General features: G+C 44.9%; 14 protein-coding genes. 11 read left to right on the top strand and 3 right to left on the bottom strand.

Annotated elements, in window-relative coordinates; all coding sequences use genetic code 11:
- Window positions 1-36 precede the first annotated feature (36 nt).
- The 3 genes from ACJJI7_RS19440 to ACJJI7_RS19430 all read left to right on the top strand — a co-directional run bounded on the left by ACJJI7_RS19440 (window position 37) and on the right by ACJJI7_RS19430 (window position 2,544).
- Window positions 37-672 carry a LysE family translocator gene (locus ACJJI7_RS19440; protein ID WP_282953265.1) on the top strand — a complete coding sequence of 212 codons (636 nt, stop codon included), beginning with the start codon at window positions 37-39 and terminating at the stop codon, window positions 670-672.
- Between the two features lie 46 nt (window positions 673-718).
- Entirely contained in the window at window positions 719-1,165 is a 447-nt protein-coding gene (locus ACJJI7_RS19435; RefSeq protein ID WP_444901448.1) for a GNAT family N-acetyltransferase, read from the top strand.
- 986 nt (window positions 1,166-2,151) lie between these two features.
- The gene (locus ACJJI7_RS19430) at window positions 2,152-2,544 is read left to right on the top strand and encodes a VOC family protein (protein WP_444902635.1); all 393 of its coding nucleotides are present in this window, start codon (window positions 2,152-2,154) and stop codon (window positions 2,542-2,544) included.
- A gap of 436 nt (window positions 2,545-2,980) precedes the next feature.
- Here ACJJI7_RS19430 and ACJJI7_RS19425 read toward each other — a convergent pair whose 3' ends face one another.
- Window positions 2,981-3,475: a DoxX family protein gene (locus ACJJI7_RS19425; protein WP_020413077.1), complete on the bottom strand. Its 495-nt coding sequence runs from the start codon at window positions 3,473-3,475 to the stop codon at window positions 2,981-2,983.
- Window positions 3,476-4,174: 699 nt separating this feature from the next.
- Between ACJJI7_RS19425 and ACJJI7_RS19420 the strand changes: the two genes are divergently transcribed.
- The 3 genes from ACJJI7_RS19420 to ACJJI7_RS19410 all read left to right on the top strand — a co-directional run bounded on the left by ACJJI7_RS19420 (window position 4,175) and on the right by ACJJI7_RS19410 (window position 5,911).
- Window positions 4,175-4,429: a hypothetical protein gene (locus tag ACJJI7_RS19420; RefSeq protein WP_444901449.1), complete on the top strand. Its 255-nt coding sequence runs from the start codon at window positions 4,175-4,177 to the stop codon at window positions 4,427-4,429.
- Window positions 4,430-4,548: 119 nt separating this feature from the next.
- Window positions 4,549-5,055, top strand: a complete 507-nt coding sequence (locus ACJJI7_RS19415) for a GNAT family N-acetyltransferase (protein ID WP_444901450.1) — start codon at window positions 4,549-4,551, stop codon at window positions 5,053-5,055.
- Window positions 5,056-5,146: 91 nt separating this feature from the next.
- Window positions 5,147-5,911 (top strand): hypothetical protein, encoded by a 765-nt coding sequence (locus ACJJI7_RS19410; RefSeq protein ID WP_444901451.1) that lies wholly within the window; start codon window positions 5,147-5,149, stop codon window positions 5,909-5,911.
- Window positions 5,912-6,268: 357 nt separating this feature from the next.
- On the opposite strand, the gene ACJJI7_RS19405 is transcribed toward ACJJI7_RS19410, so the two are convergent.
- Window positions 6,269-7,096, bottom strand: coding sequence for a DUF2306 domain-containing protein (locus ACJJI7_RS19405; RefSeq protein ID WP_444901452.1), 828 nt, complete (start codon window positions 7,094-7,096; stop codon window positions 6,269-6,271).
- 189 nt (window positions 7,097-7,285) lie between these two features.
- Here ACJJI7_RS19405 and ACJJI7_RS19400 point away from each other — a divergent pair, with 189 nt between their 5' ends.
- From ACJJI7_RS19400 to ACJJI7_RS19380, 5 genes are all read left to right on the top strand, one after another.
- Window positions 7,286-8,554 carry a sensor histidine kinase gene (locus tag ACJJI7_RS19400; RefSeq protein WP_444901453.1) on the top strand — a complete coding sequence of 423 codons (1,269 nt, stop codon included), beginning with the start codon at window positions 7,286-7,288 and terminating at the stop codon, window positions 8,552-8,554.
- The gene (locus ACJJI7_RS19395; protein WP_282953273.1) at window positions 8,554-9,228 is read left to right on the top strand and encodes a response regulator; all 675 of its coding nucleotides are present in this window, start codon (window positions 8,554-8,556) and stop codon (window positions 9,226-9,228) included. Before ACJJI7_RS19400 ends, ACJJI7_RS19395 begins: the two co-directional genes overlap by 1 nt.
- Window positions 9,215-9,667 (top strand): hypothetical protein, encoded by a 453-nt coding sequence (locus ACJJI7_RS19390; protein WP_444901454.1) that lies wholly within the window; start codon window positions 9,215-9,217, stop codon window positions 9,665-9,667. Before ACJJI7_RS19395 ends, ACJJI7_RS19390 begins: the two co-directional genes overlap by 14 nt.
- Before the next feature lie 589 nt (window positions 9,668-10,256).
- Window positions 10,257-10,679: a hypothetical protein gene (locus tag ACJJI7_RS19385; protein WP_282953275.1), complete on the top strand. Its 423-nt coding sequence runs from the start codon at window positions 10,257-10,259 to the stop codon at window positions 10,677-10,679.
- A 74-nt stretch (window positions 10,680-10,753) separates the two neighbouring features.
- Complete coding sequence (locus tag ACJJI7_RS19380; protein ID WP_444901455.1) at window positions 10,754-11,278, top strand: hypothetical protein; 525 nt, start codon at window positions 10,754-10,756, stop codon at window positions 11,276-11,278.
- 311 nt (window positions 11,279-11,589) lie between these two features.
- On the opposite strand, the gene ACJJI7_RS19375 is transcribed toward ACJJI7_RS19380, so the two are convergent.
- Window positions 11,590-11,769, bottom strand: coding sequence for a carbon storage regulator (locus ACJJI7_RS19375; RefSeq protein WP_444901456.1), 180 nt, complete (start codon window positions 11,767-11,769; stop codon window positions 11,590-11,592).
- Window positions 11,770-11,923: the final 154 nt, after the last annotated feature.

The raw sequence follows: 11,923 nt of genomic DNA, 5'->3' as shown, positions 1-11,923 counted from the left end.
TCTAGCCACTTATTCTTTTAAAGGACGCCTTGTACCATGAGTGAGATACTCGCTTTTGCCGTTATATCGCTTTTATTGGTTATATCTCCGGGGCCAAATAGCGTCCTCATACTCAAGACTGTAACAGGCCAGGGGTTAAGGCCGGGCCTGGATAATATTCTTGGACTGGTCTCAGCCACCTTCGCTCACGGAGCTATTTCCATTCTCGGCTTGTCGGCGATTATTGTGCAGTCAGCTGAGCTTTATACTGTAATAAAATACCTCGGTGCAGCATACCTAGTTTATTTGGGTGTAAAGACAATTGTCTCTACTTTCTCGAAGGAGGCGAAGCACAGTCTTACAAATAGACCAAAGCTAGGAGCAGCTCAACAAGCCTCCCATATAAATTTTGTTGAAGGCTTTTTAACCCAGATCCTCAATCCCAAAGTATCAATGTTTTATCTTGCAGCTTTCCCCCAGTTTATCCAGGTGGAAACAACAAGTTATTATCAGGCATTCCTGCTGGTTTCTGTTCATGCCTCTATTATATTTCTATGGTTTTTAGGAATGGCTTTGGTGCTGTCTAAATGGAAGCAGTCCTCAGTCAGAGGCAAGTTTCAACGCTGGATTTTACGCTTAAGTGGGAGTTTGCTCATAGGTTTTGGTGGCTTGGTTGTTCGTCAGGATGCTTGAGAAATACTTTACTTTGGGTATATGAGTTTCTAACAGGGAATAAGCTTTGAAAATTATTCAGTGCGATGAAAGCTACGTATCAGATTTGGCTTCCATTTTTGACGAATATAGAGTGTTTTGTGGCTACACATCGGATTTGGTGAGAACAGAGAAATTTCTAGGTAAATTGTTATCTAGCAAAGCCTCCGCTCTTTTTATCGCCGTAGATTTGAAGGCTGCAGGGATAATGGGTTTTGTAAATCTCTATCCAAGCTATTCTTCCCTTGCACTCTCGCGCTTGTGGATTCTTAATGATTTAGGAGTATCAAGCCGCTTTAGAGGAAGAGGAGTGTCTAAGCAACTCATTCAGACTGCGATAAATTTTGCAAAGGAAACAAAAGCCATTCGTATTGAGCTTAAAACAGAGATAGGAAATAGCCGTGCGAGGCGGTTATATCACTCCTTAGGCTTCGAAATCGATCATGACAATGTGTACTACAGAGTACCTTGTTAAAGGTCTATTGCTTCTTTAATCACATATGTAATGTGCGCCAAAAATAATGAGTTCTTAATGGGTGTCCGATCCATTGTTTGGGCTGAATTTGTTTTTTAATATTAAGCTAGGGAAGAATGGCGAGATAAGTAAATGTAGCATTGCCCTTAGGTCTTTGTAGGGTTGATATATTTTTTCAGGTTTTACTTCATTTTAAGATTATGGGTTAATATCAATTGAAGATTCTGTTTTTGGGTTAATGGTAAAGCATATCTAGCTAAAAAATTGCTTTCAATATTTTTCACGATCCCACTGAGCAGCTAAAGTTGGGTTTGATTTAAGTGGCAAGCACAATAATTTTACTTGTTATTGATCTTGCGTGTGTTTCCGGAGTGTATTAACTTTTGGCTCCGCTCACTCATAGTCTACTTTCGCCACTTAAATGTATTCATGCCTGGCTATTAGTGACACAGTCCTTTAAGTTTCTCAAGGCTTGGCATTTCATGGCGCTATTCCTGCACTCTAATTACGAATCTTAACTACAATCTGGTAATATCGAACATATTCATCCGGCCCAATTTCAACACAATAGGAGCTAATTTTTAGTTTGGAGTGGGCGATGAAAAAATTCTATTATATATTTGGTTGCTACTTTCCTCAGGCAGCGTTTGTGCCGAAGTTTTCAATATTAAGGCTGAACCAGGCAGCGGAAGCCGTATTACGTAAGTGGGGATATCTTGGTAAGTGATGCTTGTAGTCGCAGTTTGGTCAGCGCAAGGGCAGTGGATTCAGAGTAGGGAAAGGTGGGAGCTAGGCTTCTGATGATTGAGGAGTTGTTCTGGGGTGTTGAATATACTTTACTCTTTTATGTCGTACCAATTTGGCTAGCTGGCTCTTGGTGTTTTGTTTAACTCTCCTCTTCAGCCAATAGTCTTGGTGGTTTATACTTTTACTAGTGGGTAGTCCATGGTTGCCGCGATTATACTTTTGAGGAAGGAGAGCTAGATATCAAGCCGTTTCATCTATCGTTCGTTGTTCCAAACCTAGAAAAGGCAAGGGAGTTCTACGTAAACCTACTTGGCTGTGCTGTAGGCCGAGATACAGGAGAATGGATTGATATAATATTCTATGGGCATCAAATTACTATACATCAAGAAAAGGATGGAATGGTAGCCAAGCCTATAGATCACTTTGGCCCATTACTAGAGAAAAAACAGTGGAGTGAAATATTAGCTTTACTCAAAGACAATTCGATCCCATTTGTACTGGAACCACTAGTGAGAGGTGAGGATTCTGAAAATGCGGCTGGTAAATTTGTGGTTAAAGATCCGGCGGGCAATTTACTTGAGTTTAAATACTACAATAATTTTTCAGGCACTGTGGCTGGTAACAATAAATAAAAAAGACAGCTAATAGCTATAGCTGTGTATTACTTAGCAAGTTAGTTCGACAATCCAGACTTGATGCATCTTGCAGTCTAATCAAGTTCAACCTGTTTATCTTTATTGAAGATCAATTCGAGGTGTTTCCCGGTGGGGAAGCATTGTGAGCGATGCCTGGTGCCTGGCGGCAGAGTAAGTGATGGGCTTTAATGGGGAAGGCGGGCAATAGGCTCTTAAAGCTTGGGGCTTTTCAATTTATTCAGGGTGCTCGAATTTCATATTAAAGGATGTAGCTGATTCTCATTTTTTCTAAGTATTCTATTCGGCCATTAGACTAGACGATTTGTACTTCTGTTTTGTAGGTGTCCAGGGGTACATGTTTTCAATAGGGTTGCCAGATTCTGATTAAGATTGAATAAATAACTGTACTAACTATGACAGCAGCCCAATTTCCTTAATTGTGGTTATTAATGCCTAACTTATCAGCGATTAGATAATCTAAGCTAAATCGACCGGGACCTGTAGTTATTAACCATACAAATAAAATAATATATAAAACTTGGGGTAAGTAAATAAACCAGCTCAGCCAATCCAATGGCCCTATGTCTTTGGGAATGACCTGCTCAATTTCAACGGTGGTGATAGCGACAATCATTACGATAATTAATACAATCGCAACAATTGTTGAAAAAAGCCCTACTATTAATAGTAATCCACCAAAAAATTCTACAGAAGCTAAAAATATAGCCATAAATTCATGAAAGGGCACTCCTATTTCTTTCATTAAATTTATTAGATCTGCATGCCTCTCGGGTACAAACAGCTTGTTATACCCAGATACTGAGAAGAATAATCCCAATGACACACGTGCCACCAAGATAGGTATCCATTCCCAGCTATGAGCACCAACAAGTATTTTCTTTGTCAGTGGAGAATCTTGTGTAAACATAAGCGCCCTCTTATATAGCTATATTCTAACTGTTAGTTTTAATTTTAAAGTCTTCCCTGCAGCCTGTACCAAATGTTGGAGTATTTTCATTCTCACCTTTTTCATTCTCACCTTTTTCATTCTTACTCAGAGGTGCGTATGTTTTAACGTCTTTTTTATTGGGGCCGTTTGCTAACAAGTAATCATCTCAGTCATTAATATTGCGTCGTCAATAAATTATTTTTATTTAGGTATTAAGCGCAGCTAAATTAGCTGGCGCAGACGCAAATTGCCTTACTCGTTATACATCGAATCGGCATGATTGCGCATATCCTAAATGCAAGCGATTTATCTTGGCTGCGCACTCACCTTCGGATACGAAAGCTAGAGAGATATTAAAAAACACGACAAATGCAATACAATTCGCAATGCTTCCACCATCTTAGCCTATTTAAATGTCAGGGCAAATCAAATCGATGGTTGACCTTTTCCGTGCCATATGACGTGTTTGTGGTTAGGAAGCCCACAGACCTCCTTATCCAATGGAAGCTTTGGTGCTATTTCTAATTTTTGCCGGAACTCACTCATGGTCAAGCGTGGAGATGGATCAGAATATCCTGTAGTCCTTTTGCAATCGTGGTGAATAAAAAATTGGTAAGGAACAGGAAACAGTGAGTGGCTATATCAAGGAGAGAGGTTTTAATGGGGAGAAATGTACAAATGAAAAATGCCGCCTGGTCTAATTCAAGAATTTATAAGAAACTCGGACAAAAACAAGCGCAAAAAAGCATACTCTTTCTTCTTCAAAGGTTTGCCCCTTTTGCTTCCTCTTCTGTAACCGAAATATTATCCCCAACTGTTATTCTTTACCGTTTCGGTATTTTTGACCAGTCTCTTTTTTTCTACCGGTGCTCAAACTGCGGTGGGCATTCCTTGATGAGTTCGTTTGGAAAGTGGCTTAAAGCCGGAAGGTAAGGTAGGGCCAGGGTTGTGTTCTTTTTATAGTAGGTATGATAAATTTTGTAAATATAAAGATACATAATATAGAACAGCTATTTTTGAATTAACTGTTAACCTCTTTAAGAGATCATAAATTGAATATTAAAATTCGTAATGAAAGTGGTGGAGATGCTGAGACAATCCACCGAGTTACGGCCCTAGCATTTCGGGATGCTCCACATAGTGATCACACTGAGCAGCTTATTGTGGAGGGTCTTCGCAAGGCAGGTGCATTATCTTTATCTCTGGTGGCTGAGTCAGGTGGAGAAATTGTAGGTCACGTTGCCATTTCAGCAGTAAACATTTCTGATAACTCGACCAACTGGTTTGGACTTGGGCCGATCTCGGTATTGCCAGAGTATCAAGGAAGGGGAGTTGGCTCGAAACTTATGGAGAAAGCTCTTGCAGACCTTAAAGAAAAGGGGGCAGAGGGTTGTGTAGTACTTGGGGATCCTAATTATTATGGGCGCTTTGGCTTCAAGGTGATCGATGGATTGGTTTTGCCAGGGGTTCCAGCAGAGTACTTCCAGGCACTGTCATTTGGTGGCAATTTTCCGCAGGGAGAGGTTGCGTACCACGAGGCATTCTGGGTACAAGGTTAAGAATCGGCCACGTTGATTGGCTACTTAGCCTTGTTAAGCCTTGCCGTTTTTTTTAAGTCTTTTTCTATCAGCTTGTCAAGGAGGCTTTAAATTGACAAATGTTATTACAAATCGGATACGTGTTTCCCCAAAAAACAATAAGATAAGCAAATCTTTAATTGAGATGCTTTTATTTGAAATTAACCATTTTAGCTACGGGAAAGCTTTATACTCCGTTGGCACCGGCAGAAACTTTACTGATTTTGTATTTTGTTCACGGCGACCTTTTGACCCTCCTAATTTGGATAAGATACTCAGCCATAATGATGTTTGGCTATTGACGTCAGACGAAGGTGGTTTTCATGATTGCTTTGCTCACCTTAATGTCCAAGATAGCTACAGGCCTGCCGTATATACTGCAAACCAAATATTAATTAACGGAAATATATACAAGTTACATGGTTTTATTAAGAAATTACTTGGTGAAAGGTGTAATGATAGTTTACTAACCTCTGAGAATACGTTGCTGTGTGATATCTCCTCCACTTTTAAAGCGAGTAACTATATAAGGTTGTGGGATGAGAATGGTGTTGTGGAGGTTGATCAAACCTCAATCATTGGTGAGTCAGATAGCTCCGAAATTAAAATTATTGATGGAGACTTAGAAGTATTTGAGTCAATATTTTATAACAAATTATGCTCAGGTCCAGATTCGGCTGATTATAGGATTCATAATGAATTAAAGTCAGTAAAACTCTTATTTAATAAAAGAGTGGTTAAAAATTATACATATGCGCGAAGCCAATCGAATCCAGATCGCTTCTTTTGGACAGATAACAGCGCAGATTATTGGGATAATTTGAAAGCTGCTAGTTAACTATGTCTCATAGCACAGTCTGATTAATATTCATCATAAAGCTTTATCTGAATTAGTATAAAAATTGACGCTGCTACTTTTTCAAGCTTTTAAGCTACCAATCCTTACAGTTTTTTTTGCTGTCGTACAAGGTGGTTGAAGCTGCTTTCTTATACTGTGGATGATAAGGAGATCCCCGCGAGTTTTTAGTAGTAAGTCTCTACTTCCATTTAGTTAGCTGGCTCATAGTGTTTTGTTTAGCTCTCGCAGTGCAGTCAGTAACTTGAGTATCTCTGCAACAGCTAGATTCACAAACCCTGGACTTCTACAGCCAAACTAACGGAAGAGCATCATTCACGATAATTTGGCTATGTAAGCTTAGATCCGTGGCAACCACATTCCCATCGTAGCGGCAAAAATACCAATGGCCATAAACACAGTCAGAGGTATCAGGGTACTGACAAAAGCAATCTGGGTTCCCTGTGCGGTTCCACGCTTTTGACAGTGAAAATACCATTCCAGCATGGCCAGCGGGAGCAGGTATTGGCCGAAGCCCAGTGCATACAGGAATGGCCCGGTAAAAGATTCCCAGTCGACCCCCCAGCCGCCGGTGAGCATTGCCCAGCCCATCAAGGCTACACGAAAGAACCACACCGCACTGGCAGCCATAAATAGGCGTAAGGCCCAGCGACGGTGCTCAGCAAAGCGCCTGGCTATCGCGGTACGCACCGCCAGAAAGGCAAACGCCAAAATTAGTATGCCGTCCATGGTGATGCTGATCTGTGATACCAGATTACCAATGGTGTGCCGCGTCCAGGTCATGTAGAGCCCCGCAATACTGGCGATGACTGCAGTCAGCAGATAGCTGCGTCCCAACCAGCGATGGAAGTTGGGGGCATGCCGTCGCACCGAAGGGGTCAGCTGCAGGGGCCCACCGCCGATCACAATTGCGGCCAATAGCACGTGGCTCACCGAAGCGAGATTACCCAATGTATCTCCCTCGCGAAAGCCTGCCGGTAGATGTAGCCCTTTTAAACCATGCACCCCTGACTCGGCGATGGGTGGGTAGAATACGGCCAGGATATAGGCAAAGAAGATCGCATGGCCGATGGCCGCGATGCAGAACCAGGTTTTTACTGACAGGTTAACCGCCCGCCGGGTATCGAATGGTCGCGATAGTGTTTGGCTGAGTACAGCGTCGTTCATGGGTTTCTCCAGGCGATTATGGTGCATGCTTGGGCTGAATGTGCCTGCCGAACATGTTCGGATTTTTCAGACATCTGCACATCGGCCACAGGCAGGAATCTGACCTCCCCCAAAAGGTGGAGATGCGCCTGCTCCCGCCTCCCCCGAAAGTCCCATGACAGCTGGTTGCGCCTGGTTTAGCATGCGGAAATGAAATCGTCGTCCCTAAATACGCCTGCGTCGAACCCGCTCAACACCAGCTCGGAATTACCCAAGCTTCCGGTGTGGCAGCCCTTCCGCGGGCCATTCGAACGCTGGCCGCACCTGACTGATCTGCTCATCGCCCTGCTCATGTTTTTGCTGACGCTACTGATGTGGTCGCGCGAAGAGGCGCGGGAAGTGCTGGCCATGCAAAATCTGGGGGATGTTATTGCTTTCCAGTGTGCGTTCATCGGGTCCTTCGCTCTGTTGTGGCGTCGCACACACCCCTGGCAGGTACAGGCCATTATTCTCGGCGCAACAATATTGCTGGAATTGGGTTTACCGGCGGATGGCATCGTTGCCATGGCGGTTTCGCTGTATAGCCTTGGCCGCTACGAGGCCAACACCCGGGCCAGTTTTATCGGAGTCATCGCAACGCTGGTTTTTGTGGCGATTGATCAGAGTCTTCCGGTTAAACCAACCGCGGCAGGCACCGTAACGGTGATGCTGGTATGGGCGCTGTGGTATATCGGTCGCCGGCTGCGCTTTCGCGGTGAATATCTGCGCTTGCTGGAAGAGAGAGCCAAGTATTTGGAGCGCGAACGCAATGCCGAATCCGAGCGCGCGGTTGCGGCTGAGCGCACCCGAATCGCCCGCGAGATGCATGATGTGGTGGCGCACCAGGTGAGCCTTATGACCGTGCAGGCTGGTGCCGCCAGGGCTATCAGCCGCAATAACCCGCAAGCCGCCAGTGAAGCCATGGTTTCTGTGGAGGCTGCTGGCCGTCAGGCCATGACAGAAATGCGCCATTTACTGGGCGTACTGCGCCCGACCAGCGGCGACACTGCCCTCACGCCGCAACCGGGTCTCAATGATTTACCAGTTCTGATTGAAAAGGTCCGGCAGGTGTTAACCGAGGTCGACTACGAAACCCACGGCACGCTGGAGAATGTACCGACAAGCGTCGCGCTCACCGCTTATCGTATCGTTCAGGAATCCCTCACTAATGTCATCAAGCACGTTGGAGCTGCAGCGCGGGTTCAAGTGAGCCTGCGCTTAGACCATGACACTCTAGTGATTCATGTAGGCGATGATGGCAACACCACTGGCGACAGGCCCATGGTGGAAACAACTATTGACGGGCAACCCGGCGGTGGGCACGGCATTGCAGGCATGCGCGAGCGCGCGGAACTGCTCGGTGGCCATCTGCATGCAGGCGTGGTCGATGGTGGTTTTGAGGTATATGCACAACTACCGACAGGAATGGTGAAAACATAATGTTGCGAGTGATGGTGGTGGACGACCAGGCTTTGGTGCGGCGTGGTTTTGCCCTGATCCTGGACAACGAGCCCGACATTGAGGTGGTCGCCGAGGCCGGTACCGGCATTGAGGCAGTTGAAGCTGCACGAGCGCATCAGCCGGATATTATCCTGATGGATATCCGCATGCCGGAGATGGACGGGCTGGAAGCCACAGCACGCATCCTGGAAGCTAGTGATGCAACTTGCCGCGTCATTATTTTGACCACGTTCGATCCCGATGAATACGTGTTTCGTGCGCTGAGGGCAGGGGCCAGTGGCTTTGTGCTCAAGGATATTCCCCCAGAGGCGCTGGTGCAGGCAGTACGCACCGTAGCAGAGGGCGGTGCCATGCTTGCACCGGGCATCACCCAACGCCTGATCAGCCAGTTCGCACAGAAATTGGGGGCAGGGCGCAATCTGGCAGAACGCCTGGAGCGCCTCACTACTCGGGAGCGCGAAGTACTTGAGGCTATCGCCGCCGGCAAGAGCAATGCCGAGATTGCGGAGGCCCTGTTTATTGGGCCCGCCACCGTGAAAACCCACGTTTCAAGCCTGCTCTCCAAACTGGGGTTGCGCGATCGTGCACAGGCGGTAGTGTTCGCTTACGAATGTGGCCTGGCCACAGTAGGGGAGCGCAATGTCGGCTTCTAGATCAACACGTGTTTTGCAGTGGAATGCACTGTATCGGCTCGCTGCCATCGGCGCAGTAATTTTGGGGCTGTTCCTCACCCTCGGAGCTCAAGGTCACTTTACTGCCGTTTGGCCACTGGTAACCAGCGACGGAATGGGTTTATCCCGTCGCTTGCTGTTGATGTTGCCCGGCGTGATGCTCGCCGGCACCGCGGTGTTGAACTTCCTGCTCTGCAAACCACTCTGGCAAGTACGTGGCTACGCCCTCAACGTTACGCTCGCGGGTAATCTGCTTGCTATGTGCTACTTGTTCTACCTGATGATACGCGGCGTACCCAATCACCCTATTGGTGTTTTCCTCGCACTGGAGGTGTCTTTTGTATTGCTGCTCGTAGCAACAAGGGCGGGACTGGTCTGGCCTGCGGTAACAGAAGCGCAGGTTGAAGTGGATATGCAGTAATGCATGCGCTTGGGGATTGCACTAGCTACCCGACATCTTAAACCTCAAGGTTGTTATTAACTTGCTAGCTTCTTTCTGAAGTCAGACAAATCGATTTCTCTGTGTAACTTTGAGGCACTGACTAAGTCGTTTTCTTCGCAAAATAATTCCACCCGTCTAAATCATTTTTCTTACCATCAAAACTTTCAATATGAAGCAACTGTACGTTAGGGCTATCACAAAATGACTCGAACCGAATTTCCCCGGTAAGCTTGTTGTTTTTTCGTCTCGACTCGTTCGAGAGCTTCCCACACAAACTTTTCAGAAACAAAATCTGGATGTCTGATTCTTAACGTTAAGACCAGCGTATCCTCGTTCAGGGTGCTATCGAAAACTTTCTTTGGATATGTATATCAATTAAAGGTAAACTCTTGATCCTCTACATCTTTTAGTATCGCCGGGCTGACACGCTTTGGAGTTACAGAGAAGCGTGATATATAGATGCTGCTTTTGAATTAACTATTAGCTCTCTATGAATATTCGAGTATTTACATTACTGCTGATAACGTTCCTGTCTTCTTGCGCGTCACAAGAGAAGAAAGAGGATATATTGCAGTCTGCATACGGGGATAACCTCGATTACTTCGGTGGCATCACTTTTTTAACAGGCCCTTGGTATGCGCCGGGCTCTGAGTACGGTTACCATATTAATGATGGTACGGTCTATATAGCTCATGTCCCTGAAGATGGTCACGATAAGCACATTGTCAAAATTTCAGATTGCCCTCAAATAGAAACCGGCATCAGAGATCTACAACGTGCAATATTTAAAACATCAGAGATTCTTGCTGGTATTAAACAGGCTGCTGAGTTAGAGATCATCGTGATGGATGGCCCCAGCTACCGATTGGAGTATTACTCCGATAGAATAAGTGGCTCAATCACCCTTGAGGGTGGAGCAAATAGTAGTTACGCCACCCCTTGGATTAATGCGGCACTAAAAATCGGAGATATAGCCGGTGCCTGCGAATGAGCTAACAAAGCGCGCATGTGGGACAAACTGCTGCGTACTTCACTTTTTTACTTAGCATTATAAGTAATCCAGCTATGAACAGAGAACTAGGAGAGCAAATAAAGAATGTTAGTCCAGATGAATCATTAAGCTTAGTTCGATCCATACTAGAAGGGGTTTGCGCTCACAATATGAGCACCAATGAATGGCTCTATCTATATGAAATGCTTTATGCACGAATAGGGGACTCAGAAACGGCAGACCTTAGTTATGCTGAAGCTGCCGTCGAAATACTTTCTCACTTACAAGGTGAGAATTCCTCAGATATGAATTCATTTTTAGTGCAGGAGTTAAATCTAAGAGTGCGTCTTATAAAAATTTATGGCGTAGGAGGCGGACTACTAGACCCTGACTATATATTTTTAGCTGTTAAGTCAAAACTTTGTAGCACTGACCCAGCAGGTATATCCGAGAACTGGCGAGAGTTGCAATCATGCGAAGATATCGCGAGATTAAGGAGTTTTAAAAACCTACTAGGCCCCATCTCCCTGCTTAAAGATATAGATATGGAAAACGAATTTTTTACAGATTGGTTGGCGCTTAGGGGAGCTTTGCCATGAATACATATTACAAGGTACATAAACAGCGTTCCTTGGTATTGGATAGCCAAATCACCCTATTGAAGCACTAAGTAATTGTATAGAAGGATGGATAGAGTTCAAGGTAACCGTTATGTCAAGGTAGATATAGCCTCCCTTGTTTAGGGAAACCAATTGACCTAACTATCTAGAAGAAATATAGCTATAGGCACAATTACACCTGTCCTGAGCATATTTTTCTCCTTGGAAGCTGTTATCGTCATTGATTAATGGAGGCTGATGCTTGCTGTACCCCTTTCCTTGAAGAATCTGTCCTCACCATCTTCCATTGCCTACTTGTCTTTCATTCCAATACGCTCATAAACCTCTTTACGAGAGGCGGGAAGGGATTTGAGGGCGTGGATGCCTATCTTTACTTGATTGCTTTTTACTTCTAGCATTGTGATTGAGAGATTTGTTCCGATTCTAAGGTTCTCGTTAAGGTAACCTGTTTGTTTCCTACTGAAACTCAATCTATGAGTGGGTAGTTTGGCGGTTATGCCTTGTACTATATATCATAATTCAAGAACAGCTTCTTTTACTACATCTTCCATGGGCAGATATTGTTTTGATTTGAGAACCTAATTTTCTTAGTATCTGTCCGTGGTTCCTACCTGTTTTCCACTT

This window comes from Microbulbifer variabilis (assembly GCF_056232115.1).
The sequence above is the reverse complement of the archived record's forward strand: the minus strand, read 5'-3'. Positions and strand labels throughout refer to the sequence as shown.

What these genes read in the sequence shown, in the direction of transcription:
- ACJJI7_RS19440 (WP_282953265.1), top strand. Translation starts at nt 37, where the DNA reads ATGAGTGAGATACTCGCTTTTGCCGTTATATCGCTTTTATTGGTTATA.
- ACJJI7_RS19425 (WP_020413077.1), bottom strand. Translation starts at nt 3,475, where the DNA reads ATGTTTACACAAGATTCTCCACTGACAAAGAAAATACTTGTTGGTGCT.
- ACJJI7_RS19420 (WP_444901449.1), top strand. Translation starts at nt 4,175, where the DNA reads ATGAAAAATGCCGCCTGGTCTAATTCAAGAATTTATAAGAAACTCGGA.
- ACJJI7_RS19405 (WP_444901452.1), bottom strand. Translation starts at nt 7,096, where the DNA reads ATGAACGACGCTGTACTCAGCCAAACACTATCGCGACCATTCGATACC.
- ACJJI7_RS19400 (WP_444901453.1), top strand. Translation starts at nt 7,286, where the DNA reads ATGAAATCGTCGTCCCTAAATACGCCTGCGTCGAACCCGCTCAACACC.
- ACJJI7_RS19395 (WP_282953273.1), top strand. Translation starts at nt 8,554, where the DNA reads ATGTTGCGAGTGATGGTGGTGGACGACCAGGCTTTGGTGCGGCGTGGT.
- ACJJI7_RS19390 (WP_444901454.1), top strand. Translation starts at nt 9,215, where the DNA reads ATGTCGGCTTCTAGATCAACACGTGTTTTGCAGTGGAATGCACTGTAT.
- ACJJI7_RS19380 (WP_444901455.1), top strand. Translation starts at nt 10,754, where the DNA reads ATGAACAGAGAACTAGGAGAGCAAATAAAGAATGTTAGTCCAGATGAA.